This window comes from Bradyrhizobium sp. CB3481 (assembly GCF_029714305.1).
In the GTDB taxonomy this organism is placed as follows: domain Bacteria; phylum Pseudomonadota; class Alphaproteobacteria; order Rhizobiales; family Xanthobacteraceae; genus Bradyrhizobium.
Genome location: NZ_CP121647.1, coordinates 6,617,348 through 6,642,927 on the forward strand (window position 1 = coordinate 6,617,348; position 25,580 = coordinate 6,642,927).

Consider the following 25,580-nt stretch of genomic DNA (forward strand, 5'->3'; position numbering starts at 1 on the left):
CGTTCACCGTGGTCGGCGTGCCGTCAAGTCCCGCCCCATTACCAAAAAACTTGATCTTGCTCTCTACATCAGAGCAAGCCATAGCGCTCACCTTCTCGCGTCAATTGTTCTTGTTGAGTTCAATTTTTGTGGTGCAGAGAACGTTGATGTTTGAAGATTTCCGCCTGCCACTCCAACCACTGGGCGTAGCTGGCCGCAAATCCGATCAAACGGTTCTTGGCATCCAGTGAGTCGCGGTACATCACCACGACGTAGTCGCGACGGAGTTGATCTGGCGTAAGGGGAAACATGAGCTCATGCCCGCTTTCGCCGAAATAGACTGCGTATTTCTCTCCGACGGCCGCGCCCCCAAGGCGAACCTCCAAAATTTTGATTCGAATGAAAAGCTTGTCCCGAGGCAGCTCAGGTGCAGGAATTCCATCTTGGTCTCGTCCTCCGAGTGAACTCGTAGACTCTGTCGGCCGCACCTTGGCGAACACCAAATCCTTTGCTTCACTCGGAAGCTTCGTTAGGTCAAAATCGGCCGGCCATTCATCGGGGAAATACGTCATCGGCGTCCGGTCGTTCGACGCCGTGTGAATTTTATCTCCATGAAGACTGAAATGACCAGTTCTGACGAAACCTCGATGAACAAACTGATCCAATGGCGACATCAGGCTGAGATGGCGTGGCAGGCCGTTAGCGGCGCAGACATTGCTGCTAGCAACCAATAAGAACAGTGCTGTAAAGAGGGGGCCCCCACCGGAAGACCGGGCGAGCCATGAGCGGCACGTCAGCCGAAGCCTCGAAATCACATTTCCCAACGCGCGCAGCAAAAGCCCAGCCAGATCCAAGATCACGCTCATTCGTTCTCCACGTCAGTCTCATTGCCCAATTCGTCGGCCACGGGCCTATAGAAATTTCGCCTTAACGTCTTCCCAGCTCATGAAGGCCTCCCAGCCGCTCAGCCTTGTTGTCGCTTCGCTTATCGTTTGGGGTCCATACCCATGCGCTCACGCTCGTCAGCCCAAAACTTCTTCTCCCACTTTTGATACTCAGCCTCGCCCATCGGAAATCCGGCCAAATACCACTGACCACCGTCGTCCGCGTACAGGAGGACAAAATAGTCCCTCTCCAGCTCGGACTTGGTGCGCGGCGCCGGAATCAGGGAATAGATTTGATCGATCACTCCGAATGTCGCGTCGAAGATGGAGTCGACCGATGCGCTTCCGCTCAGGACTTCGCGAACCCTGAGGCTGGCCGCCAGACGCTCCTTGAGAGGATATTTCCCACGCCCCCCAGGTGGAATACGGCCCCCCAAGCCGGACGCCGCACCCAATAATCTCACCCTGGCCAGAAGCACGTCCTTGGCTGTCGCGGGCAGCGTCGAAGCGCCAATATCGTTCGGCGCGTTGTCGAGAAAGTATTGCAGCGGACCCGCGCCATATTTTTTCATCTGGACACCGTGCGTCGACGAGGGCGCTGCTCGTGCTGCATTGATATCGGGAGCAAAGGCAACACGCGACGCAACTCCCACGGCGCTATCGGCTTGCGCGTTAGCTGGAACGGCAAGGAGCAGGACGGCACCACAAACCCCCACGAGACTGAGCGCTGTCTTTGCGGCCGGCCTGGCGCTCTGAGGAAATGAAAGAATGAAACCGGTCAGCTCTTGCGGCCGAACCTGAACGCGCGATCGCAATCTGATTTTGTTTGCTAAATCAGACAATTCCATTGGCGATACCTCTTATTCCCGAGACCCGGCCTTGCCCCGCAAGCGGGTATAGGCTGACTGCTCAATTTCCCACTGCGAGTACTGAAACTCGGTGATCGGAAATGGCGCCAGCCGACGTCGACCATCCGATGCATCGACATACATCACGACGATGTACTCTCGATCGCGCTGATCCGGCGTGTAGGGGTAGATGAGCCTTCGTTTGTCTCCGCGCTGGCCGAAGCGGACATCGAGTGTCTGGCCGGCTGACGCATCGCCTCGCAAAACATCGCTTATTTTGATGCGCGTGAAGAATATGTCCTTCGGCTGGTCTTTTGGCGCTTCCCCCGATTGATCGCGGCCACCAAGATAGACCGACGCTTCCCGCAACCGCACTCTGGCGACGACAACTCCCGTTGCACCATCTGGCGCCCTCGGCAGATCGGCGTCATCAGGCATCCGGTCCGAAAAATATGAGATCGGCGACTGATCGTTCGACACCTTATGAATCCCGCTTCCATGGATGAAGAGCGAAACCGGCTGGCGTGGCAGACCGTTGGTGGCCAATACCTCGCCACTAGCAATCGATACGAATAGCATTGTGAAAAACGCGACCGCTCTCAGAGACCGCGCGAACCATGAGCGGCACGTCAGCCGACGCCTCGAATTCACATTTCCCGACGCGCGCAGGAAATTCCCAGCCAGATCCAAGACCATGCTCATTCACTCTCCACGCATCGATTCCGCCAGCGGGATTTGAGACTACGCGCGATCGCTTTCAGGTTGCAAATGAAGTTCGCATATCAGACGAACGCGTGCTTTGTGATCAAGTATAAATTTGTTTCAACTTTCTCGGTCAGGCGTGCGCAACCTGCGACAACTTCAATGGGTTGCCGGATCAACTCAGAGAGTCGGTGTGCGCCTGCGCATCTAACGCCGCAGTACGTCCGGCGGCCGTTCATGTCGGGAGATCGCCGCCCTATATTCAGCTGTCATCGTCCGCCTTGTGCGCAATTGCGCACTGGGGCGGACGATCCAGTATTCCAGAGACGTCAACGATAGCACCGAGAGGCCGCGGCGTACTGGATCCCCCGCATGCGCGGGGGATGACGACCGTGTGTGCGTCGCTGTTTCAGATCACTGCGAGCGGAGCGACTTGTCCATCGGTAGCTCGACGAGCCAAAAGCTCAATGCCCCTCGAACGACATTAGCGTGCGGACCGGCACGTCCATCGCGCGCAGCTTGGCGGCGCCGCCGAGATCCGGCAGGTCGATGATGAAGCAGGCGGCGACCACGTTGGCGCCGATCTGGCGCAGCAGTTTGACCGCGCCTTCGGCGGTGCCGCCGGTGGCGATGAGGTCGTCGACCAGGATGACGCGCTCGCCCTCCTGGATCGCGTCGACATGCATCTCCATCTCGTCGATGCCGTATTCAAGCGAATAGGCGATCCGCACCGTGGTGTGCGGCAGCTTGCCCTTCTTGCGGATCGGCACGAAGCCGGCCGAGACCTGATGCGCTACCGCGCCACCGATGATAAAACCCCTCGCCTCGATGCCGGCGACCTTGTCGATCTTCAATCCGGCCCAGGGCTGCACCAGTTCATCCACCGCACGGCGGAACGCGCGCGGGTTCGCCAAGAGCGTCGTGATGTCGCGAAACAGGATGCCCTTCTTCGGGTAATCCGGAATGGTGCGGACGGTGGCCTTGATGTCGTGATCGAATGTCATTGGTAATCTCGCTTTCGGTTTTCCCGTCGTTGCGAGCCACCCGGTCGGCGCACAGCGCCGCCGGATGACAGGCTCCGCGAAGCAATCCATCGCACAGCATATGCCGATGCATGGATTGCTTCGTCGCTTCGCTCCTCGCAATGACGGGGCAACTAGTTTGCTCCAACATTCAGCCGGAACGCATTCTCGACGATGCGCAGCCCCACCTCGCCGCCGAGCGACATCAGCGACTCCGGGTGAAACTGCACGCCGCCGACCGGCAGGGTCTTGTGTTCGATCGCCATCGCGACACCGTCCTCGGTGGTCGCGGTGACTTCGAGAACATCAGGCACGCTGTCGCGCTCGACATAGAGCGAATGATAGCGGCCGATGACGATCTCGTTCGGCAAGTTCTGCATCAAGCGCCCGCCGCGCACCTGGATCCGCGACGGACGGCCGTGCGCGGGCTGGCCGAGCTGACCGAGCTGGCCGCCAAAGTACTCGCCGATCGCCTGCACGCCGAGGCAGACGCCGAAGATCGGCAGTTTTCGCTCGAGCGCGGTGCCGATGGTCTTCGAAATCCCAAAGTCCTCCGGCCGGCCCGGCCCCGGCGACAGCACCAAGAGATCCCAGTTCTTCTTCAGCATCTCCTGCGCATGCACGTGGCGAACCACCGTCACGCTGGCGCCGACCTGGCGGAAATAATCCGCCAGCATGTGCACAAAGCTGTCGTCGTGATCGATCAAGAGCACCTTGCGGCCCGAGCCGGTCGCGTCGGGCGCAAAGGCCGACAGCGGCTTTGGCGCATCGCCGCGCAGCGCCTGGAACAGTGCGGCGGCCTTGACCTGGCACTCGCGGTCTTCCGCGGCGGGATCAGAGTCAAACAGGCAGGTGGCGCCGACGCGCACTTCGGCGAGGCCATCCTTCATCCGGATGGTGCGGATGGTGAGCCCGGTATTGATGCTGCCGTCGAAATTCACCGCACCGATCGCGCCGGCATACCAGCGCCGCGACGAGCGCTCATTGTCCTCGACGAATTGCATCGCCCACAGTTTCGGCGCACCCGTCACAGTGACCGCCCAGGCGTGGGTGAGAAAGGCGTCGAGCGCATCGAAGCCGGGCCGCAGCATGCCCTCGACATGATCGACGGTGTGAAAGAGCTTCGAATAGGTCTCGATCTGCCGCCGCGCCAGCACCTTGATGGTGCCGGGAATGCAGACGCGCGCCTTGTCGTTGCGGTCGACGTCGGTGCACATGTTGAGCTCGAACTCGTCCTTTTCCGAGTTCAGGAGCTGCCTGATCTGCTCGGCATCGCCGATCGCATCGACGCCGCGCGCGATCGTGCCCGAGATCGGACAGGTTTCGACTCGGCGGCCGTCGGAGCGCACGAACATTTCGGGCGAGGCCGACACCAGGAATTCGCCGTCGCCGAGATTCATCAGCGCGCCATAGGGCGACGGGTTGATGCGGCAGAGCCGCTGGAACACTTCGGCCGGCGAACGCTCGCAGGGCTCGGCAAAGAGCTGCCCCGGCACCGCCTCGAACAAATCGCCGCGCGCGAACGCGGCGCGTGCCACTTCCACCGTGGCCTGATATTCACCGGGCGCGTGATCGGCAAAGCCCTGCCGCGGCGCTTTGGCGTAAACGCTCGCCGCGGTGTCGCGCGGCAGGCCTTGCGTGGATTTGCCCTTCCAGGCGAAATCATAGCTCAACATCACGCCGCGGCCGGTGGCACGGTCATAGGCGAGCAGACGATCGGGCACGTAAAGCACGATGTCGCGCTGATCGGCCTCGCGCGCACGCTTCTGCACGAGGTCCTCGATCTGAAACACGAGGTCGTAGGCGAAGGCGCCGTACAGGCCGAGCAGTGGGTCGTCATTGGCTGACAGCGCGGCGATGAGATCGCGCACCAGCGACATCACGCTGGCGCGGCGGGTGCGCTGATCTTCCTCGACCGGCGCGGCACCGCGGATGATATGGCCGGCGAGCCGCGTCGGGCTCTTCTCCGAAATGACCACGCAGGGCTCGCGCAACACGTCGCCGAGGAACGCGATCAGCACCTCGCCCCGCGCGTTCAGCGCAGACAGCGAAAAATTTGCGCCTGCGGTTTCCAGCACCAGCGGCGGATCGGCAAAGCCGAGGTCGAAGCTCTCATAGCGGCCGGGCACCGTGGTGCCGGAGGACAGCACGACGCCGCGACGGCGATCGAGCAGTTCGATCAGGTCGTCGAGGCGTTTGGCGTTGCCGGTGAACTGCTCGACGACGCGCGAAATCACCAGGCCGCAGCCGGTCCGGTATTCGCTCTGCTCGGGCAAGGAGAAGGCTGTCCTGTTCATGTGATCCTCTTACGAAACTTCGCCAGGGAACGCCACACAGGACAAACGAAGGGCAAACAAACCATCGGTCGCGCTGCGATGGCGACCTTCGACGATTTGAGAAAATGAAATCGCACCGGCCACCTCTTAGGAGGTGCGCCACCACAGACGGGAGGGGGTAACGAGGGTGCTCATGGGCCCTAAACACCATCCGCCGCCGGTGATGTCAAGGGAGGGACGGCTGGGGGCGCCCTGCCCCGGGCCATCCTGGGCTGTCGGAAAGCTGAAAACTTGCGTAGGATTTGAGCAAGCAGCGGCGCTTCGGCGCGCCAAGATTGCGAGATGAGGGAGGCAGCCATGGCATTGCTCGGTCTCGGATATGCCGGGTTCGGATCCGACAGCCTCGACGCCTGGCGGCAGTTCGGGACCGGCCTCGTCGGTTTTCAGGCGGTGGAGCGCGGTAATGCGCTGCTGTCCTTCCGGATGGACGACCGCAAGCAACGCATCGTCATCGACCGCGCCATGGGCGAAGGCACGCGCTTCTTCGGCTGGGAGGTTCAGGACGCTGCGGCGCTCGATGCGCTGGCGGCGCGGCTGGAGGCGGCCGGCGTGCCGGTTGTGGCCGAACCGCAAACGCTGGCCGATGCCCGGCACGTCCGCGGCCTGATCTCGTTCCACGATCCGGCCGGCAACCGGCTGGAGGCGTTTTACGGCGCCGAGATTGACGAGACGCCGTTCGTGCCGGGACGTTCGATCTCGGGATTCCGCACCGGCCCGCTCGGGCTCGGCCATGCCGTGCTGACGGTAGAGAACATCGAGCCCATGATGGCGTTCTATATCGGCGTGCTCGGCTTCGGCCTCTCCGACTACATCACAAAGCCGTTCCGCGCCTATTTCTTCCACGTCAATGCCCGGCATCACAGCCTCGCGCTGATCGAGACCGGCAGGAACGGCATGCACCACCTGATGGTGGAGTTGTTCTCGCTCGACGATGTCGGCCAAGCTTACGACGTCGCGCAGATGGAGGAAGGCCGCGTCAGTGTTACGCTCGGCCGCCACACCAACGATTTCATGACCTCGTTCTACTGCAAGTCGCCGTCGTCCTTCATGATCGAATGCGGCTGGGGCGGCCGCGAGATCGATCCGGCGACCTGGCAGGCGGTCGAGATGCATGACGGCCCGAGCCTGTGGGGCCATGAGCGGGTCTGGCTGCCGCCGGAAGACCGCGAGGTCGCGCGGCAGATGCGCCTCGACGCCGCCGCCTCCGGCCTGCGCGCGCCGGTGCAGGTGATGGAGGGCAATTACAAGCTGATGTCGGGAACGTGCGCGTGGTGGGATGGGGTGAGGCAGAGTTAGCAACGGCCTCACAACGGCTGTCGTCCCGGCGAACGCCGGGACCCATAACCACAAGAAGCAGTTGTTTAGCGCTGACGTCGACCAGTTCGTCCAACAATATCCGCCGCGGCGTATGGGTCCCGGCCTTCGCCGGGACGACGGCGTGTTTGCGGCACTACTCCCGGTAACATCCCTGCTCGATCTCATCGATCAGGCCGCCCGCCTGCGGTCGCCAGCCAAGCCCTTGGCGCGCCCGTTTCGCCCGCACCCGGCTGTTGGAGGCCATCGTATCCTCGGCGGTGCCCTCGCCCCATTCGGCAGCGGCCTCGGCCATCGACATCGCCGCCGGCGGGCCGGCAAAACCGAACGCGCGGTTGATCGCGACGCACGCCTCGCGCATCGAGTTCTCGCCATTCTCGGCGAAATAGAAGCTGCCAGCCAGCGCCTTGTCGATGGCGAGCGCGTAGAGCGTCACGAGATCGTCGATATGCACATTCGACCAGATGTTCTCGCCGGGGCCGGCATGCGCCGCGTTGCCGCGCTTCTTCGCGAGCTTGATCAATAGCGGCACCTGCACGCTGTCGCGCCCTGCCCCGTGGCCGATGCCGTAGATCAGGCTCGGACAGACGATGACGGGGCGGCAGCCCTTGTCGCGATAGGAGAGGATGAATTCGTTCAGCGCGACCCGCGCCGCGCGCGCGGGCGACGGCGTGATCGGCGTATCTTCATCGTAGACATCATCGGCGCGCTCGCCGCGGGAGCGCTTGCCGACGATGCTCGATCCGGATGTGTGGATGAAGGCCTTGCCGCTTCCGCTGACAGCATCGAGCAGCGCGACGACCGCGCCCTTATGGTCGGCGCTTGCGGCGTTGACGACGAGATCGGCGGCCCACGCCGCTTGCGCCAGAATTTCCCCGTCGTCGAGCGTGCCCATCACGGGCTCGATCCCGAACGCGCGAACGGCCTCGGCTTTCTCAGGCGAGCGAACCAGGCCGGTGACCTGATGGCCGGCGGCGGCGAGATGCGCGGCAACCGATCCGCCGATATAGCCCGAGGCGCCCGTGCAGAAAATTTTCATTCACCGCCTCCACCGTCGTTGCGCGGAAGCGCGTATCTCAACCCAGATGCTTGGCGAAAAACGCAATCGCCCTGCCCCAGGCGAGCTCGGCGGCCTGGCGGTCATGCACCGTTTGCCGCTGCTCGTTGACGAAGGCGTGCTCGGCATCATAGCGGAACAGCTCGAGCGACTTGCCAGCGGCCTTCATGCCCTGTTCGAAGCCGTCGACCACCTGCGGCGTGCACCAGTCGTCCTTGTTGGCGAAATGCGCCTGCAGCGGAATCTTCACGTCGGCCGGCTTGGCCGCCTGTTCCGGCGGAATGCCGTAGAACACGACGCCGGCCGCAAGTTCCGGAATCTTGGTGGCACCGATGATGGTCACCGCGCCGCCGAGACAAAAGCCGGTCAGCCCGACCTTGGCGCCGTTGCGCGACAGATATTGCACTGCGCCGCGCACGGTCTGCGTGGTCGCATCCATGAAATCCAGCGAGTTCATCTCGCGGCCGGCCGCATCCGTGTCGTGATACGGCACCACCGTGCCCTTGTAGAGATCGGGCGCCAGCGCATCGAAGCCGGCCAGCGCGAAGCGGTCGCACATGCCCTTGATCTGGTCCTGCAGGCCCCACCATTCCTGGATCACGACCACGCCCGGCGCATTGCCGCGCGCGGCGTTGGCGAGATAGCCGGCCGCATCCTTGCCGTCCGGCCGCTTGAAGGTGACGCTGGTACCCATGGAATCCTCCCGAATGATCTTGGGCTGGTTGGCGGTATTTTGTCCGCAGTGAGGTCAGGAAGCAATCGGGTTGCCATCTCTCATGCCCCGGACGCTGCGCAGCGCGACAGCGATGCGCTGCAGAGCCGGGGCCCATGGCCGCAGCGAAAGCGGGGGTCCCGGCTCTGCCGTGCACCGCCAAAGAAGCGCTGCACCGCGTCCGGGACACGAAATCTTGTGCCCAACAACAAAAAAGCCCCCGCAGGGGCTTTTCCGAATTCGCAATCAAGAACCGGATCAGTGGGCGTTGGCCCAGACCTTCTTCTTGGTGAAGTACAGAAGGACGGTGAGCAGGATCAGGAACACGAACACCTGCAGGCCGAGCGCCTTGCGTGCCTCCATGTGCGGCTCCGCGGCCCACATCAGGAACGTGGTGACGTCCTTGGCATATTGCGCGACCGTCGCCGGCGAGCCGTCGTCATAGGTGACCTGGCCATCGCTCAGCGGCTTCGGCATCTTGATCGCATGGCCGGGGAAGTAGTTGTTGTAGAACGAGCCTTCGGGCAGGTTGAAGCCAGCGGGCGGCTTTTCCTCATAGCCCTGCAGCAGCGCGGCAACGTAGTCCGGGCCCTGCTCCTGATACTGGGTGAAGAAGTCGATCACGAACATCGGGAAGCCGCGCTTGTAGGAGCGCGCCTTGGTGATCAGCGACAGATCCGGCGGGGCCGCGCCGCCATTGGCCGCGCGGGCCGCCTGCTCGTTCGGGAATGGCGACGGGAAATAGTCGGCGGGCCGGCCCGGCCGCTCGAACATCTCGCCCTGGTCGTTCGGGCCGTCCTTGATCTTGTATTCCGAGGCGAACGCCTGGGCCTGCGCCACCGAATAGCCGGGGCCGCCGGCGTCGGCGAGGTTGCGGAACGCGACATAGGACAGACTGTGGCAGGAGGAGCATACCTCCTTGTAGACCTTGAGGCCGCGCTGCAACGCGCCGCGATCGAACGTGCCGAACGGGCCGGAGAACGACCATTTCTGGCCGGGCGGCTTGGTGCCATGATCCTCGGCGCGCGCATCGAGCGAGCCGCCCATCAGGAGGCCGCCGGCAACCATCAGCGCGATCACGGTCGAGACCATCGGCGCCGGCTTGCCGCCGGTCTTGGCCAGCACGTCATCGGCAATCGAGTTCGGCACCGGACGCGGCTTCTCGATAACCGAGAGCAGCGGCAACAGGATCAGGAAGTAGGCGAAGTAGAGGACGGTCAGGATCCGGCCGACGATGACGTAGATGCCTTCCGGCGGCTGGGCGCCGAGATAGCCGAGGCCGATGCAGACGATCACGAAGATCCAGAAGAACTGCTTGGCCAGCGGGCGGTACTTCGACGAGCGCGTCTTGGCGCTGTCGAGCCAGGGCAGGAACGCCAGGACGATGATCGCACCGAACATCGCCACGACACCGGCAAGCTTGTTCGGGATCGAGCGGAGGATCGCGTAGAACGGCAGGTAATACCATTCCGGCACGATGTGCGCAGGCGTCACGCCGGGGTTGGCCGGGATGTAGTTGTCGGCATCGCCGAGATAGTTCGGCATGTAGAAGATGAACCAGGCAAAGAACAGCAGGAAGCAGGAGACGCCGAACATGTCCTTGATGGTCGCGTAGGGCGTGAACGGCACCGTGTCCTTTTCGGTCTTCGCCTCGACGCCGGCCGGATTGTTCTGGCCCGCGACGTGCAGCGCCCAGATGTGCAGCACGACGACGCCGGCGATCACGAACGGCAGCAGATAGTGCAGCGAGAAGAAGCGGTTCAGCGTCGGATTGCCGACGGCATAGCCGCCCCAGAGCAGCGTCACGATGCTCTCGCCGAAATACGGCACGGCCGAGAACAGGTTGGTGATGACGGTGGCGCCCCAGAAGCTCATCTGGCCCCACGGCAGCACGTAGCCCATGAAGCCGGTCGCCATCATCAGGAGGTAGATGATGACGCCGAGGATCCACAGCACCTCGCGCGGCTCCTTGTACGACCCGTAATAGAGGCCGCGGAACATATGGATGTAGACGGCGAAGAAGAACATCGAGGCGCCGGCGGCGTGGATGTTGCGCAGCAGCCAGCCATAGTTGACGTCGCGGACGATTAGCTCAACCGACTTGAAGGCCATATCGGCGTGCGGCGTGTAGTGCATCGCCAGGATCACGCCGGTCAGGATCTGCACGCCCAGCATCATCGAAAGGATGGCGCCGAAGGTCCACCAGTAGTTCAGGTTACGCGGCGTCGGATACGCCACGAACGAGGAATGCATAAGTCCCATGATCGGGAGGCGCCGTTCGATCCACTTCAAGGCGGGATTGGTCGGCTGGAAATCGGATGGTCCGCTCATTGATGCGATCCTGAGGAAGTAAGACGACGCGACGGCGTAAGAGATCCCGGGCTGGCGCCCGAGCCCTTAGCCGATCTGGATTTTGGTGTCGGAAACGAATGAATACGGCGGGATCGGCAGGTTGGCCGGCGCCGGTCCCTGACGGATGCGGCCCGAAGTGTCATACACCGAACCGTGGCAGGGACAGAAGAAGCCGTCGTAAGCGCCCTCATGGGCGATCGGGATGCAGCCGAGATGCGTGCAGATGCCGACCACCACCAGCCACTGGTCATGGCCCGACTTGACCCGTGCCTCGTCGCTCTGCGGATCGGGCAGGCTCGAGACCGGCACCTTGCGGGCCTCTTCGATCTGCTTCTTGGTGCGATGGCTGATGTAGATCGGCTTGCCGCGCCAGAACACCTTGATGTCCTGTCCTTCGGCGATCGGGGTCAGATCGACCTCGATCGGTGCACCAGCCGCGACGGTCGCGGCATCCGGATTCATCTGGGCGACCAGCGGCCAGACCGTGGCGGCCGCGCCGACGGCGGCGACGGCTCCCGTTGCAACATAAAGGAAATCACGGCGTGTCGGATGGTCCGCCGAAGACGCTGTCGTCACGATTCAAAGCCCTTTCTTATCTGCAGCCAGCGGAACCGCCCCGGGGGGCGCCCAAATGCGACCCGGAACAGGCTGCCGGCGCCCGCGGCCCCCGCGGCGGCAGAAAAACCGCTTTTCCTCCCCCATTCCGGCGGAACAAGCAGTCCAGAATCGTTCTATTGGCACCCTTGCCGTGAGAGCGCAAGCCCGCTATCGGCTCGCAAACGTGCAATGCACTAAATCCGCGCCCGACCGTGATTATTCAGTCATTCACCCGCGCGCTCCGAAGCCTCGACACATGCACATCGCCCTGTTCCAACCCGACATTCCCCAGAACACCGGAACGATTCTGCGCCTGTGCGCCTGCCTGGGCGTATCGGCCCATATTATCGAGCCGGCCGGATTTCCGATCTCCGACAGGCATTTCCGCCGGGCGGGAATGGACTACCTCGATCACGTCGCCCTTACCCGCCACGACTCATGGTCAAAATTCGAAGAATGGCGTAACGAAGCGGGTCTCCGGCTGGTGCTGTTTACGACCAAGGCGGCCGGTTCCTATCTGGATTTCCGCTATCAAGGCGACGACATCCTGCTGTTCGGACGGGAATCCGCTGGGGTGCCCGACGCGGTCGTTGCCGCAGCCGACGCAAGGGTGGTGATCCCGATCAGGCCGAGCTTGCGCTCCCTCAATGTCGCCATGTCGGCCGCCATGGCACTGGGAGAGGCGCTGCGGCAGACAGGTCATCAGATATCGGCCGACACCCGGCCCAGGGAGAAAGTGTGAGCTACGCGGTCAAAGAGATTTTCCTGACCTTGCAGGGCGAAGGCGCGCATGCCGGCCGCGCAGCGGTGTTTTGCCGTTTTTCCGGCTGCAATCTCTGGAGCGGCCGCGAGCAGGACCGCGCGACCGCCACCTGCCAGTTCTGCGACACCGACTTCGTCGGCACCGACGGCACGCTCGGCGGCCGCTACGCCACCGCAGATGAACTCGCCGACGTCATTGCCGGGCAATGGACCGGCGATAATACCAACCGATATGTGGTGCTGACCGGCGGTGAGCCGCTGCTGCAGGTCGATCCCCCCTTCATCGAAGCGCTGCATGCGCGCGGCTTTTCGATCGGCATCGAGACCAACGGCACGATCGAACCGCCCGATGGGATGGACTGGGTCTGCGTCAGCCCCAAGGCTGGCGCGGACGTCGTGGTTCGCCGCGGCCACGAGCTGAAGCTGGTCTATCCGCAGGCGGGCGCCGCGCCGGAAGATTTTGCAGGGCTCGATTTCGAGCGCTTCTCGCTGCAGCCGATGGATGGGCCGGACGTGGTCGAAAACACCGCGCGCGCGGTCGAGTACTGCCTGCGCCATCCGCAATGGCGGCTTAGCCTGCAGACGCACAAGACACTCGGTATCAGATAGGACCAGACGCCCAAGATGTGGGAACTAACAAAATCATTTCGCTTCGAAGCCGCGCATTCGCTGAAGGGCACGACCTTCGGCGCGGCCAGCGAAGAAATTCACGGCCACTCGTTTCGCGCCGAGGTCAGCGTGCGCGGCACGCCCGATCCGGAAACCGGCATGGTGCTGGACCTCGGCCTCCTCGAGCGCAGCATGGAAGAAGTGCGCAAGACGCTTGACCACAAGTTTCTCAACAGGATCGAGGCGCTGGGGACGCCGACGCTGGAGAACATTTCCCGCTTCATCTGGGAACGGGTCCAGCACGCCGGCAAGATCACCCGCGTCAGCGTTCACAGAGATAGTTGCAACGAGAGCTGCACCTATTTTGGGCCGCAGGGCTAACTTTCACCGTCATTGCGAGGAGCGAAGCGACGAAGCAATCCATCCTTTTTCGTGGCACGATGGATTGCTTCGCTGCGCTCGCAATGACGCCGGAAAATTCGGAAATCGCCAATGGACATGTCGCTGATCGAAGACCGCAAGACGCGGGCAAGAGCCTGGTTCGAAACGTTGCGCAATGACATCTGCGCGGCCTTCGAACGGCTGGAAGCCGACGCGCCCCCTGCCCTCTATTCGGGCGAGGCCGGACGATTCATGCGCACGCCCTGGGATCGCACCGACCACACCGGCAAGCCCGGCGGCGGCGGCGTGATGTCGATGATGCGCGGCCGCCTGTTCGAGAAGGTTGGCGTGCACTGCTCGACCGTGCACGGCGAGTTCGCGCCCGAGTTCCGCGCGCAGATTCCGGGCGCCGCCGACGATCCCAGGTTCTGGGCGTCGGGCATTTCGCTGATCGCCCACATGCGCAACCCGCATGTCCCGGCGGTGCACATGAACACCCGCTTCGTCGTCACCACCAAAGCGTGGTTCGGCGGCGGGGCCGACCTGACGCCGGTGCTGGATCGTCGCCGCACCCAGGAAGATGCTGATACGCTCGCCTTCCATCAGGCGATGAAGCAAGCCTGCGGCGGATCAAACAGCGTTGCCGACTACGACAAATACAAGAAATGGTGCGACGAATATTTCTATCTGCCGCATCGCAAGGAAGCCCGCGGCATCGGCGGCATCTTCTATGACTGGCACGATTCCGGCGACTGGGACGCCGATCTGGCTTTCACGCAGGAAGTCGGACGCGCCTTCCTGAAAATCTATCCCGAACTCGTCCGGCGCAATTTCGCCACGGCCTGGAATGCTGCCGACCGCGAGGAGCAGCTCGTCCGGCGCGGCCGCTATGTCGAGTTCAACCTGCTCTACGACCGCGGGACGATCTTCGGGCTGAAAACCGGCGGCAATGTGGATTCCATCCTCTCGTCGATGCCGCCGGAAGTTAAATGGCCATGATCGCATGATTGGTTGTCATGACGGATCGCTAGGGTGCGGTTCGTGTCATGCAATCCAAGGAGCAGATCATGGATCTAAAACCAGGCGACGTCGTCATTCTCAAGTCCGGCGGCCACCCCCTCACTGTGGTGGAGGTCAAGGACGGCAACGTCGCGTGTGTATGGATGGGCGTTGAAGGCGATCTGTTTCGCGAGACGCTGCCGCTTGCCGTCCTCGAACTCGCTGAAACCGACGATGAGGATGAAGACGAGGACGAAGAAGAGGAAGACGAGGACGAGGAATAGCGACCGTCGCAACGAGGTTGCGTAGGGGACCCTTGACGCCGCCGGCCTTGACGGGCCGGCGGCGTCGTTTTTCCCGGGATTGGACCCGGTGCGGCCGATCTGGTATTCGCGGGCGAAATCGGCCCCGCGGCTTCTCGTGGCCGACGCCTCCAGAAGCGAGACCGCCGAAACCGATGACCGAACTTCCCCGCGCGATGCTGATCGACATGGACGACACCATCCTGTCGGCCTACGGACGCCCCGAAATCGCCTGGAACAACGTCACGGCGGAATTTGCCGCCGAGTTGGGACCGCTGACCTCGCAACAGGTCGCCGCAGCCGTGCTCGATTCGGCGCGACAATTCTGGGCGATTGCGGAGGCCGAGTGGCGGCTAAAGCTGGATGAAGCGCGCCAGATAACCGTGCGCAATGGATTTGCCGCCCTCGCTGCCACCGGCCACGTCCTTCCCGACGATCTGGCGATACGGCTGGCCAACCGCTTCACCGCCTACCGCGAAGAGGAAATGTTCGTCTTCCCGGGCGCGCATGATGCCATCGACGAGTTGAAGGCGCGTGGCGTCAAGTTGGCCCTGGTGACGAACGGCGCCGCCGGCGCCCAGCGCGCCAAGGTCGAACGCTTTGCGCTGTCGCATCGCTTCGACCACATCCAGATCGAGGGCGAGCACGGTTTCGGCAAGCCGGACGAGCGCGCCTATCTGCACGCCATGCAGACCCTTGGCGTCACCGCCTCCGAGACCTGGATGATCGGCGACAACCTCGAATGGGAAGTCGTGGCGCCGCAGCGGCTCGGCATCTATGCCATCTGGATCGACGTGCATGGCGACGGCTTGCCGGAAGGCTCGACCGTGAAGCCGGACCGCATCATCCGCTCTCTGACGGAACTGCTGCCCGGCGAGCGCTGACAGGGCGGCTGAAGTCCCAGGGCGAGCCGGCGGACCATCACACGATTACGTGTAATGTGAGTTGCCTCACAGCTCGGAAGCGAGCAATCCCAGATTGTGTCGACGTTGGTCCAAGGTTGAAGTCCAGACTGGGGAGTTCACCGATGCCGAACGACGACACGCACAAGCCGCCGCCAGAGGCGAACGACGTTGCACCGAAATCCGTCCCGCTAAGGTGGCTCTGGACCACCGTCAAAGGGCTATCGCTGTTCACCGTGCTGAGCGGCCTGTTCACTGTGCTGAGCAGTCTCGCGGTTGGCTATTTCCAGTATCTGAACGCCTATCAGGAAAAGGTGAGCAGCCAGGCCAAGGAAGACATGACTTTGGCGGCGGCAACTTTCACCGAGATATCACACCCATTCTCCGAAATGCAGGCGCTGCAGCAGACGCTGTATGCCGATTTCGCGCGCGCCGTCGGCGAGAAATCCGAGGCGAGCGACAAAGCGCTTGCCACCAGGAACGCGCAGGCGATTTCGGAGCGTTATGAGAAAGCGCGGATCGAGCTCCGTGAAAATATCGACCTGCTGACGCGAAAGGCCGAAATCTATATCGACTGGGCCAGCAACACCTACCGCGATCCCGCCGAGAAGCATAACGTCGACGGCGATCCGCTGTCACGACGGGTGTTGCGCGACTACGGCTTCGACTGTTCCGACAAGTTCAATTTTCCGGCGTTTGGAAACGTGCATGCGCTGAGCGGCGACACGCCGCCCAAGGAAGTCACTGACGACAAATATTGCGCGATGGCCGAAAAGCGCGGCGTTGACGAGACGACCAAACCGGAAGACGCGTTCATCCGGATCTGCGCCGGACCCAACGACAAGGCAGCCAAGAGAATCAACTGGTACAGCGCCAAGCACCACGTCCTGACGATGCACTACTGCCTCGAGGCCGCGCACAACAGGCTGGCGGCGGCGCGGCAATGGGCCGCCGGAGCCGACCGCGACGCTGTGAAGGAAAGCGAGATCCTCCAGGGAGAAAAGGAGATCATCGCCCAGTTTGATGATCTGGCCGGCCGGATCAACGCCTTCAACAGTCTGGCGCTGTACCAGATGGAGCAAATTCGGGTGAAATATCGCCCGGCCCGCCTCTGGTGCAACGTGCCGTTTGTCTGGAACATATCAAGCTTGAATTGCTTCCCGATCCGCACGGCCTCGCTCACTCGTTGACCCCTTCAGTGCCGCAGCGCTGCCGTGATCATGACGAGCCCGCCGGCGATCACGGCGGCGTCGAGGATGGCGGTGTGGATGTGCACCGGCATCCGTTCAACGAAGGCTTTGGCGAGGAAGGCGCCGGGGATGGCGATCGCGCCGATCAGGAGGGCGAAAGCCAGCACCTGCACAGTCACGACGCCGGCGAGGCCGAACACGGAAATCTTGATCACGCCGGTCGCGACCGAGATCACCGCATCGGTGGCGATCACCGCGGCCCCTTCCAGACCGGACGCCATCAATAGCGACAGCAGGATCACGCCGGAACCCGATGTGCCGCCAACCAGAACGCCATACCCCACCGCGCTGACGCCGAGCCCGGTATCGCCGATCTTGATGTTGCGATGCCTGGCAAGCCGGCGCAGCGGCACGCTCAGGATCAGCATGCCGCCGATCACGAGCGCCGCGCCAGCGCTGGTCAGCCGGGTATAGCCATAGGCGCCGAGCGCCGTCGTCAGCATGGCGGCGCTGATCACGATCAGCGCGCGGCGCCGGTCGGCATAGCGAAAGTAAGCCACGAAGCGGCTGATATTGGTGAAGATCGCCGAGATCGCGATGATCGGCACCACCGGCTCGGCGCCGACCAGCGGCACCAGCACCAGCGGCATCAACGCGCCGGTGCCGTAGCCGGCAAGCCCGCCGATGACGGAGGCCAAAAGCGCCATGCCGCCAACCAATACGATCTGGCCGAGGGAAATATCGGCGAAACCGGCCCAAAGGCTCACAAGCGGTGGTCCCGCGTGAATCGGGCGGCGGTCTGGTCGGCGATCGCAGCCAGCGCGGACGGCTCCAGCGGAAAATCCGCGGCCAGCCACGCGTCTTCCGCGAGCGTCAAGACGTGACCGAGCGCGGGGCCCTGGGCGATGCCGCGTGAGATGAAGTCGGCCGCCTTCAATGGAAATTTCGGCGCGCTCCAGCGCTGCGGCAACGTTGCGAGCTTATGCCAGCGCGCTGCGTCATTCCCGACGCCGCCGGCGCGCGCCCATGCCAGCATCAGGCGGTCCCGGTAAGGATCCTCGCCGAGCCGGTAGAGCAGCTGCCGCGCCCGCGCATCGTCCTTGGTGGCGAGCCGCCACCAGCGATGGCCCATCGAGTCCAGCGCCTTGGCTTCCGCGTTGGAAAGACGAAGCCGTGCCGAAACACGCTTGGCGTCCTCGGTGACGGCGACAGTGAGCGCGGCGAGCCGGCGCACGGCGTTCGGCGCCAGCCCCATCTCGCGTTCGGCCGCGATCATTGCCGCGAACGTTGCGGTATAGGCGACGCCGCCACAGATCAGCAGCAAGAAGCCGGCATCGGCCATCGCCTGCACCGCGACCACAGCGCCATCGGCGAGCAGCAGCTTGAGCATTTCCATGCGCACGCGTTCGGCGGAAAGGCCGGAAAATCCCGCGCGGCCGGCGATGCAGGCGAGATAGCCGGCGCGATCCGGCTCGCCCGCGCCATAGGCGGCATGCATGCGGAAGAAACGCAGGATCCGCAAATAATCCTCGGCGATGCGCTGGGTGGGATCGCCGATGAAGCGCACCCGCCTGGCTGCGATATCGGCCAGCCCGCCGACATGGTCGTGCACGACGCCGGCGGCATCGACGGAGAGCCCGTTGATGGTGAAGTCGCGCCGTTCCGCGTCGCGAACCCAGTCGCGTCCGAACGCAACCTTGGCCTTGCGGCCAAACGTCTCGGTATCCTCGCGTAGCGTCGTGACTTCGAACGGATGGGATTCCACGACCAGCGTGACCGTGCCGTGGTCGATCCCGGTCGGCACGCATTTGACGCCGGCCGCCTTGGCGCGGCGGACCACCTTGTCAGGCAGCGCCGTGGTCGCGATGTCGATGTCGCCGAGGGGAATGTTCAAGAGCGCATTGCGCACGGCGCCGCCGATCACGCGGGCTTCCTCGCCATCGCCATTGAGAAGTGCGAGCACGCGCGCGGCCGGACCTGATCGGAGCCACGGCGCATCCGCCAGCACGCGTGCCTCGCTCATTTCTCAACTCCGTCGACCAGCTTGCCGTTTTCGAGATGGGCGGGAACGTAGGTCGAATTCGGCGGCGCGCCGGAGAATTGCGCGAGCATGACGAAGCTGACGATGACGAGCAGCAGCGATCCCAGCACCAGTTTGGTGATCAGATGCGCCGGCCACGAGGAGGACGATAATACGCCGGAACGGGTGGCGATCAGGAACAGCGCATAGGCCGCGAACGGGATCAGGAAAATTCCGATTTCGGTCAGAACCGGACGGATCATGCGAGATAAATCCGCTCATACAGCACGCGCAGGATTCCCGCCGTCGCGCCCCAGATGTAACGCTCGGCAAACGGCATGGCGTAATAGGAGCGCTCGATGCCGCGAAAATCCTTGGAATGGATCTGGTGGTTCTCGGGATTCATCAGGAACGCCAACGGCACCTCGAAAGCGTCAACCACCTCGCCTTGGTTGATCGCAAGCTTGAAGCCTGGCTTCACGCGCGCCACCGTCGGCAGGATGCGAAACCCGAAGGCGGTGCCATAGAGATCGAGATAGCCGATCGGCTCGATGAACTCGCGCTTGAGGCCGACCTCCTCCTCCGCCTCGCGCAGGGCGGCATCGAGCGGCGACGCGTCGGTGGCGTCGATCTTGCCGCCCGGAAAGGAAATCTGGCCGGCGTGGCTGGAAAGATGCGGCGAACGCTGGGTCAGCAATACCGTCGGCTCGCGGTGATCGACCACCGGGATCAGCACCGCCGCCGGACGCACCGGCTGCTCGCGCGCCACGATCTCGAGCATACGGTCATTGCCGGAGTCGCCGGTCTTCGGAATGATATTGGGATCGATCAGGCCGGGCGGCACGTCGAAGTTCAGCCGGGTCTTGCTCCGTGCGAAGAACTCCGTCGCACTGATCGGAGCCGCCTCCATCTTCTTGAGTATCGGCTCGTTCAAACCGCGTCCCTCACCTGCTTGGCGTCGGCCATCGCAAAGAATTCGCCGCCGGATTCGACGCCGAACATCGGCTGACCATCGACCACTCGCTCCTCCCCCATGTCAACCAGATCGTAATAGAGCGCGCGGGTCACTTTGGCCCACAGATCAGCGCGGACATGCAGATAGGGCGTGAGCCCGCCGTCGGCGGCCATCTCGAAGCGCAGGCGATGGTCAGAATCGCATGGCACCCAGTCGTCGACATTGGTGCGGAAGCGCAGCAGTCGCCCGCCCTCGCCGGCTTCGTTCTGCATCTCGACCGCCAGGAACGGCGCATCGTCGACACGGATGCCGACCTTCTCGACCGGGGTCACGAGAAAGTGCTTGCCGTCCTCGCGCTTCAAAATCGTCGAAAACAGCCGCACCAGTGCCGGCCGCCCGATTGGCGTGCCCATGTAGAACCACGTACCATCGCTGGCGATTCGCATGTCGAGATCGCCGCAGAACGGCGGATTCCACAGGTGGACGGGAGGCAGCCCCTTCCCAGCCGAGGTACGATTGGCGGCTTCCCTGGCGGCGACCGTCAGACCTTCAAGCCCCTTGTCGTCAAGATTCTTGGTCTGCCCTTGCTTCGCCATTGTTTGCCCTGACTCTTGGCGCCTCGATTGGCACGATTGGTGCACCTGTACATTACCGATAGGTAACTCTTGGCGCACCGATAGGTAACGCGATGTGTTCCTGACAAACTCGGTCCGTAATAATGCGGATCAAGTCGCCATATCGTGATGCCGTTCATACCCCGAAACACCGATAATGTGGGGATAGTTTAATTCAACGAATACAGGCCTCTTGCACGGGTTTAGCATGAGGTTCGTGGCATGACGACGCGGCCGGAGGCAACCAGCGGTGTCATCAAGGGTTTAGGTGGTTGAAGGAGCAAGACATGGCGAGTGCAGACGGTGTCGAGAAACTCGAGGATGCGATCGTCCGGTCGGCGGAGCAGGTGTCCGGCCAGATTCGCGCCGCGAAGGAAGCGATCTCCACCGTCATCTTCGGCCAGGACCGGGTGATCGAAAACACCCTGGTGACGATCCTGTCGGGCGGCCACGCGCTGCTGATCGGGGTTCCCGGCCTCGCCAAGACCAAGCTCGTCGAAACCTTGGGCGTTACGCTCGGGCTGGATGCCAAGCGCATCCAGTTCACGCCCGACCTGATGCCCTCGGACATTCTGGGCGCCGAGGTGCTGGACGAGAGCCAGTCCGGAAAGCGGTCGTTCCGCTTCATCTCCGGACCAGTGTTCGCGCAACTCCTGATGGCCGACGAAATCAACCGCGCCAGCCCGCGCACGCAATCGGCGCTGCTGCAAGCCATGCAGGAACAGCACATCACGGTTGCAGGCGCGCGGCATGACCTGCCCAAGCCGTTCCACGTACTGGCCACGCAAAACCCGCTGGAGCAGGAAGGCACCTACCCGCTGCCCGAAGCGCAGCTCGACCGCTTCCTGATGGAGATCGACGTCGATTATCCCGACCGCGACGCCGAACGCCGCATCCTGTTCGAGACGACAGGCGCCGACGAGACGCTCGCCAAGGCCTCGATGAATGCGGAAATCCTGATCGCGGCACAGCGGCTGGTGCGCCGTCTGCCGGTCGGCGACAGCGTCGTCGAGGCGATCCTGTCGCTGGTGCGCGCCGCGCGCCCGAGTTCCGAAGGCGGCAGCGACAAGCTGATCGCCTGGGGTCCGGGCCCGCGCGCCAGCCAGTCGCTGATGCTGGCGGTCCGCGCCCGCGCGCTGCTCGACGGCCGCCTCGCCCCGTCGATCGACGACGTGCTCGATCTCGCCGAGCCCATCCTCAAGCACCGCATGGCGCTGACCTTCTCGGCGCGCGCGGAGGGCCGCACCATTCCCGACGTGATCAGACAGTTGAAGACCCGGATCGGTTGATGGCCGCAGAGACCAGCCACGAGACCAGGGAGATTCTAGCAATCCGACGTGCCGATGGCGAAAGCCGAACGCTCGCCGCATCGCTGCCGCGTCTCGTGCTCGAAGCCCGCCGCATCGCCGCCAACGTCATCCACGGCCTGCATGGCAGGCGCCGCGCCGGCGCCGGCGAGAGTTTTTGGCAATACCGCCGCTTCGTCTCCGGCGAGCCCTCGCAGAACGTCGACTGGCGGCGCTCGGCGCGGGACGATCATCTCTATGTCCGCGAGCAGGAGTGGGAGGCGGCCCATACGGTGTGGGTCTGGCCCGACCGCTCGCCGTCAATGGCATTTGCCTCCAAGGGCGCGCGCGATTCCAAGCTGGAGCGCGGCCTGATCGTGACCTTCGCGCTCGCCGAACTTCTGGTGTCGGGCGGCGAACGTGTTGGTATTCCCGGCCTGATGAACCCGACCGCGAGCCGCAACGTGATCGACAAGATGGCGCAGGCGATGCTGCATGACGATGCGGTGCGCGCGAGCCTGCCGCCGTCCTTTGTCCCCTCGGCGCTGGCCGAGATCGTCGTGCTGTCCGATTTCTGGTCGCCGATGAACGAAATCACGACGATGCTGGCGGGCCTCTCCGCCTCTGGCGCGCACGGCACGCTGATCCAGGTCGTCGATCCCGCCGAAGAAACCTTCCCCTATGCCGGCCGCGTCGAATTCGTCGAGCCGGAGGGCTTTGGCGTCATCACCGCCGGCCGCGCCGAAAGCTGGGCCAGCGACTACGTCGAGCGCGTCGCGCTGCATCGCGACCAGATCCGCGCCGAGACCAACCGGCTCGATTGGCTGTTTTCGACCCACACCACCAGCCGTTCCGCCGCCGAACTTTTGCTGTTCCTGCATTCGGGCATGATGGCGGCCAAGGGAAGCACGCGCGGCTCAACCGTCAAGGCGGGGCGTAGCGCATGATCGCGGGCATCCCCTTAACATTTGCACAGCCGCTACTCCTGCTCGGCCTGCTATCCCTGCCGGTATTGTGGTGGCTGCTCCGTGTCATGCCGCCGCGGCCGCGGCGCATCGAGTTCCCGCCGACGCGGCTGTTGTTCGATATCCGGCCGAAGGAAGAGACCCCATCGCGGACACCGTGGTGGCTCACCTTGCTGCGGCTTGCCGCCGCGGCGCTGGTCATTCTCGCCGCTGCTGGTCCGATCTGGAATCCGCAGACCGGCGTCGGCGGCAGCAACGCACCACTCATGATCCTGCTCGATGACGGCTGGAGCGCCGCGGCAAGCTGGGAGACGCGGATCAAGGCTGCCGATGAGTTGATCGCCAATGCCGACAACGATCGCCGTGGCGTGGCGCTGGTCCCACTCTCCGAGCCGGCGCGCGACATCACGATGATGCCGGCTGGCACCGCACGCGTCGCGTTGCGCCAGATTTCGCCAAAACCCTATTCGATCGACCGCGTCGACACGCTCAGTGCGATCGACCGTTTCCTCAAATCCACCGGCGATGCCGAGATCGCCTGGCTGTCCGACGGTGTCGACACCGGGCGCGGCAGCGAATTCATCGAAAATCTCGCCAAGACCATCGGCGACCGCAAGCTGACTGTGTTCGAGGGCGGCGCAGCCCCGGCGCAGGCGCTGGTCGCCGCTGAAAACGCCGCGGCGAAGATGACGGTCAAGGTGCTGCGCACCACCGGCGGCGTCGCTGCCGGCGTGGTTCGCGCGATCGATGCCAAGGGCGCGCCGATCGGCGAGGCGCGTTATGCGTTCGGCATGCAGGACCGCGAGAGCGAAGCCTCGTTTGACCTGCCGGTCGAATTGCGCAACGACATTGCGCGGCTGGAAATCTCCGGCGAACGGTCGGCCGGCGCGGTGCAGCTGCTCGACAAGAGATGGCGGCGGCGCGCGGTCGGCGTCGTCACCGGCGCGACCAGCGATACCGCCCAGCCGCTCTTGGCATCGACCTTCTATCTGACCCGCGCGTTGTCGCCGTTCGCGGACGTGCGGCTTGGCGACCGCGGCGCGCCGCAGCAGGTGATCGCGCAGTTCCTCGATCAGCGGCTGCCGATGATCGTGCTCGCCGATGTCGGCACGCTGTCGCCGGAAATCCGCGAGCGGCTGAACGCGTGGATCGATCAGGGCGGCGTGCTGGTGCGCTTTGCCGGTCCCCGCCTGGCGCAGGCCGACGATGATCTGGTGCCGGTCAAACTGCGTCGCGGAGGCCGCATCCTCGGCGGCAGCCTGACCTGGGAGAAACCGCAGCATATGGCGTCCTTCGCGGCCGACGGCCCGTTCGCCGGCCTGACGGTGCCGAAGGACATCACCGTGAACCGGCAGGTGCTGGCCGAGCCGGACGCGGTGCTCGCCACCAAGACCTGGGCATCGCTGGAGGACGGTACGCCGCTGGTCACCGGCGAACATCGCGGCAGAGGCATTGTCAGCCTGTTCCATGTCGGCGCCGACTCGCGCTGGTCGGATCTGCCGATGTCCGGCAGTTTTGTCGAAATGCTGCGGCGGCTGGTCGATATGTCCGGTTACACATCAAAGCCCGGCGCGGGCGTTGCGAGCGAAGCGGCCACTGTCGAGACCGTGCCGCCGCTGCGCACCCTCGATGGTTTCGGCGCCTTCGGACCGCCGCCCTCCACCGCCAAGCCGATGCCGGCGGATTATCGCGACCGCGGCACGGCCGAACATCCGCCGGGCTTCTATGGCCCCGCCGACGGCCCGATCGCCGTCAACACGCTGGCTGCGGCCGATCGCATCGCGCCGCTCGATACGTCAGCCTTGCGCGCGCAGCGCGCCAGCTACACCAACGCCGAACCGCGCGACCTGCGCGGCATCCTGCTGTCGTCGTCGCTGGCGCTGTTCCTGATCGACGCGGTCGTGGTCGCGATGCTCGGCGCCGGCCTTGCCGCGCTGTGGCGGCGCCGCACGGCAACGGCGGCCGTCTTGATGGCCCTGATCCTCGCAGCGACCGCCGTCACGCCTTCGCCGACGCGGGCGCAGAACAACGATGATTTCGCCATCAAGTCGGTGTCGCAGACGCGCCTTGCCTATGTCGTCACCGGAAATGCCGACGTCGATTCCATCGTCAAGGCCGGCATGGCCGGGCTGACGCTGTTCCTGGCGCAGCGCACCGCACTGGAGGCCGGCGATCCCGTCGGCGTCGATCCAGCACGCGACGAGCTGGCGTTCTTTCCGCTGATCTACTGGCCGGTGGTACCGGGTGCGCCGAAGCCGCCGCAGGACGCCATCAACCGCATCGACGCCTACATGAAGCAGGGCGGCACCGTGCTGTTCGATACCCGCGACGCGATCGAGGCGCCGCCGGGCGAGAACGGCGCCGCGCAGACGCCGGGCATGCGCACCCTGCGCGAAATCCTCTCGTCTCTCGACGTGCCCGAGCTCGAGCCGGTGCCGCGTGAGCACGTGCTGACCAAGACGTTCTATCTGCTGCGCGACTTCCCCGGCCGCTTCACCTCGGGCCAGACCTGGGTCGAGACTCTGCCACGGGAAGACGACGATGATGCTGCCTCCCGCCCGGCGCGCGGCGGCGATGGCGTTTCGCCGATCATCATCACCTCGAACGATCTTGCCGGCGCTTGGGCGCACCGCCCCGATGGGCAGCCGATGCTGCCGTTGACGCCCGGCGAGCCGCGCCAGCGCGAATTTGCGTTCCGCTCCGGCGTCAACATCGTCATGTACACCCTGACCGGCAACTACAAGGCCGACCAGGTGCACGCGCCCGCTCTGATCGAACGGTTGGGACAGTAG

At 63.9% G+C, this 25,580-nt stretch carries 25 protein-coding genes; 11 read left to right on the top strand and 14 right to left on the bottom strand.

Annotated elements, in window-relative coordinates; all coding sequences use genetic code 11:
- Window positions 1-119: 119 nt before the first annotated feature.
- From QA643_RS32090 to QA643_RS32110, 5 genes are all read right to left on the bottom strand, one after another.
- Entirely contained in the window at window positions 120-845 is a 726-nt protein-coding gene (locus tag QA643_RS32090) for a hypothetical protein (RefSeq protein ID WP_283029666.1), read from the bottom strand.
- Window positions 846-964: 119 nt separating this feature from the next.
- The gene (locus QA643_RS32095; protein WP_283029667.1) at window positions 965-1,711 is read right to left on the bottom strand and encodes a hypothetical protein; all 747 of its coding nucleotides are present in this window, start codon (window positions 1,709-1,711) and stop codon (window positions 965-967) included.
- A gap of 12 nt (window positions 1,712-1,723) precedes the next feature.
- Window positions 1,724-2,413 carry a hypothetical protein gene (locus QA643_RS32100; RefSeq protein ID WP_283029668.1) on the bottom strand — a complete coding sequence of 230 codons (690 nt, stop codon included), beginning with the start codon at window positions 2,411-2,413 and terminating at the stop codon, window positions 1,724-1,726.
- Between the two features lie 464 nt (window positions 2,414-2,877).
- Window positions 2,878-3,417: an adenine phosphoribosyltransferase gene (locus QA643_RS32105; protein ID WP_283029669.1), complete on the bottom strand. Its 540-nt coding sequence runs from the start codon at window positions 3,415-3,417 to the stop codon at window positions 2,878-2,880.
- Between the two features lie 152 nt (window positions 3,418-3,569).
- The gene (locus tag QA643_RS32110; protein WP_283029670.1) at window positions 3,570-5,732 is read right to left on the bottom strand and encodes an anthranilate synthase component I; all 2,163 of its coding nucleotides are present in this window, start codon (window positions 5,730-5,732) and stop codon (window positions 3,570-3,572) included.
- Between the two features lie 336 nt (window positions 5,733-6,068).
- Between QA643_RS32110 and QA643_RS32115 the strand changes: the two genes are divergently transcribed.
- On the top strand, window positions 6,069-7,067 hold the full coding sequence (locus QA643_RS32115) for a VOC family protein (RefSeq protein ID WP_283029671.1): 999 nt from the start codon (window positions 6,069-6,071) through the stop codon (window positions 7,065-7,067).
- 154 nt (window positions 7,068-7,221) lie between these two features.
- On the opposite strand, the gene QA643_RS32120 is transcribed toward QA643_RS32115, so the two are convergent.
- The 4 genes from QA643_RS32120 to petA form a co-directional block, all read right to left on the bottom strand.
- On the bottom strand, window positions 7,222-8,124 hold the full coding sequence (locus QA643_RS32120; protein ID WP_283029672.1) for an NAD-dependent epimerase/dehydratase family protein: 903 nt from the start codon (window positions 8,122-8,124) through the stop codon (window positions 7,222-7,224).
- Window positions 8,125-8,161: 37 nt separating this feature from the next.
- Window positions 8,162-8,836 carry a dienelactone hydrolase family protein gene (locus tag QA643_RS32125; RefSeq protein ID WP_283029673.1) on the bottom strand — a complete coding sequence of 225 codons (675 nt, stop codon included), beginning with the start codon at window positions 8,834-8,836 and terminating at the stop codon, window positions 8,162-8,164.
- 276 nt (window positions 8,837-9,112) lie between these two features.
- Complete coding sequence (locus QA643_RS32130; RefSeq protein WP_283029674.1) at window positions 9,113-11,185, bottom strand: cytochrome c1; 2,073 nt, start codon at window positions 11,183-11,185, stop codon at window positions 9,113-9,115.
- A gap of 66 nt (window positions 11,186-11,251) precedes the next feature.
- Window positions 11,252-11,782 carry a ubiquinol-cytochrome c reductase iron-sulfur subunit gene (gene petA, locus QA643_RS32135; protein ID WP_283029675.1) on the bottom strand — a complete coding sequence of 177 codons (531 nt, stop codon included), beginning with the start codon at window positions 11,780-11,782 and terminating at the stop codon, window positions 11,252-11,254.
- A 277-nt stretch (window positions 11,783-12,059) separates the two neighbouring features.
- Between petA and QA643_RS32140 the strand changes: the two genes are divergently transcribed.
- The 7 genes from QA643_RS32140 to QA643_RS32170 all read left to right on the top strand — a co-directional run bounded on the left by QA643_RS32140 (window position 12,060) and on the right by QA643_RS32170 (window position 16,948).
- Entirely contained in the window at window positions 12,060-12,545 is a 486-nt protein-coding gene (locus tag QA643_RS32140) for a tRNA (cytidine(34)-2'-O)-methyltransferase (protein ID WP_283029676.1), read from the top strand.
- A complete protein-coding gene (queE, locus tag QA643_RS32145) occupies window positions 12,542-13,174 on the top strand; it encodes a 7-carboxy-7-deazaguanine synthase (protein WP_283029677.1) in 633 nt (210 codons plus the stop codon). Before QA643_RS32140 ends, queE begins: the two co-directional genes overlap by 4 nt.
- Window positions 13,175-13,189: 15 nt before the next feature.
- Entirely contained in the window at window positions 13,190-13,555 is a 366-nt protein-coding gene (locus tag QA643_RS32150) for a 6-carboxytetrahydropterin synthase (RefSeq protein WP_283029678.1), read from the top strand.
- A gap of 111 nt (window positions 13,556-13,666) precedes the next feature.
- Window positions 13,667-14,554 (top strand): oxygen-dependent coproporphyrinogen oxidase, encoded by an 888-nt coding sequence (hemF, locus tag QA643_RS32155; RefSeq protein ID WP_283029679.1) that lies wholly within the window; start codon window positions 13,667-13,669, stop codon window positions 14,552-14,554.
- Between the two features lie 68 nt (window positions 14,555-14,622).
- On the top strand, window positions 14,623-14,838 hold the full coding sequence (locus tag QA643_RS32160) for a DUF2158 domain-containing protein (protein WP_283029680.1): 216 nt from the start codon (window positions 14,623-14,625) through the stop codon (window positions 14,836-14,838).
- A gap of 173 nt (window positions 14,839-15,011) precedes the next feature.
- A complete protein-coding gene (locus QA643_RS32165) occupies window positions 15,012-15,740 on the top strand; it encodes an HAD family hydrolase (RefSeq protein WP_283029681.1) in 729 nt (242 codons plus the stop codon).
- Between the two features lie 143 nt (window positions 15,741-15,883).
- On the top strand, window positions 15,884-16,948 hold the full coding sequence (locus tag QA643_RS32170; protein ID WP_283029682.1) for a hypothetical protein: 1,065 nt from the start codon (window positions 15,884-15,886) through the stop codon (window positions 16,946-16,948).
- Between the two features lie 5 nt (window positions 16,949-16,953).
- Here QA643_RS32170 and QA643_RS32175 read toward each other — a convergent pair whose 3' ends face one another.
- The 5 genes from QA643_RS32175 to QA643_RS32195 are packed head-to-tail and all read right to left on the bottom strand — an operon-like array spanning window position 16,954 to window position 20,519.
- Complete coding sequence (locus tag QA643_RS32175; RefSeq protein ID WP_283029683.1) at window positions 16,954-17,715, bottom strand: sulfite exporter TauE/SafE family protein; 762 nt, start codon at window positions 17,713-17,715, stop codon at window positions 16,954-16,956.
- The gene (locus QA643_RS32180) at window positions 17,712-18,971 is read right to left on the bottom strand and encodes a CCA tRNA nucleotidyltransferase (protein WP_283029684.1); all 1,260 of its coding nucleotides are present in this window, start codon (window positions 18,969-18,971) and stop codon (window positions 17,712-17,714) included. Before QA643_RS32180 ends, QA643_RS32175 begins: the two co-directional genes overlap by 4 nt.
- On the bottom strand, window positions 18,968-19,231 hold the full coding sequence (locus QA643_RS32185; protein ID WP_283029685.1) for a DUF6111 family protein: 264 nt from the start codon (window positions 19,229-19,231) through the stop codon (window positions 18,968-18,970). The genes QA643_RS32180 and QA643_RS32185 overlap by 4 nt, the downstream gene beginning before the upstream one ends.
- Complete coding sequence (locus QA643_RS32190; RefSeq protein WP_283029686.1) at window positions 19,228-19,902, bottom strand: CoA pyrophosphatase; 675 nt, start codon at window positions 19,900-19,902, stop codon at window positions 19,228-19,230. Before QA643_RS32190 ends, QA643_RS32185 begins: the two co-directional genes overlap by 4 nt.
- On the bottom strand, window positions 19,899-20,519 hold the full coding sequence (locus QA643_RS32195) for a DUF1285 domain-containing protein (RefSeq protein WP_283029687.1): 621 nt from the start codon (window positions 20,517-20,519) through the stop codon (window positions 19,899-19,901). Before QA643_RS32195 ends, QA643_RS32190 begins: the two co-directional genes overlap by 4 nt.
- Window positions 20,520-20,824: 305 nt before the next feature.
- Here QA643_RS32195 and QA643_RS32200 point away from each other — a divergent pair, with 305 nt between their 5' ends.
- From QA643_RS32200 to QA643_RS32210, 3 genes are read left to right on the top strand one after another with little or no spacing between them, the layout of a single operon-like run.
- Window positions 20,825-21,826, top strand: a complete 1,002-nt coding sequence (locus tag QA643_RS32200) for a MoxR family ATPase (RefSeq protein ID WP_283029688.1) — start codon at window positions 20,825-20,827, stop codon at window positions 21,824-21,826.
- Complete coding sequence (locus QA643_RS32205; protein ID WP_283029689.1) at window positions 21,826-22,770, top strand: DUF58 domain-containing protein; 945 nt, start codon at window positions 21,826-21,828, stop codon at window positions 22,768-22,770. The genes QA643_RS32200 and QA643_RS32205 overlap by 1 nt, the downstream gene beginning before the upstream one ends.
- Window positions 22,770-25,580 (top strand): DUF4159 domain-containing protein, encoded by a 2,811-nt coding sequence (locus QA643_RS32210; RefSeq protein WP_283034993.1) that lies wholly within the window; start codon window positions 22,770-22,772, stop codon window positions 25,578-25,580. The genes QA643_RS32205 and QA643_RS32210 overlap by 1 nt, the downstream gene beginning before the upstream one ends.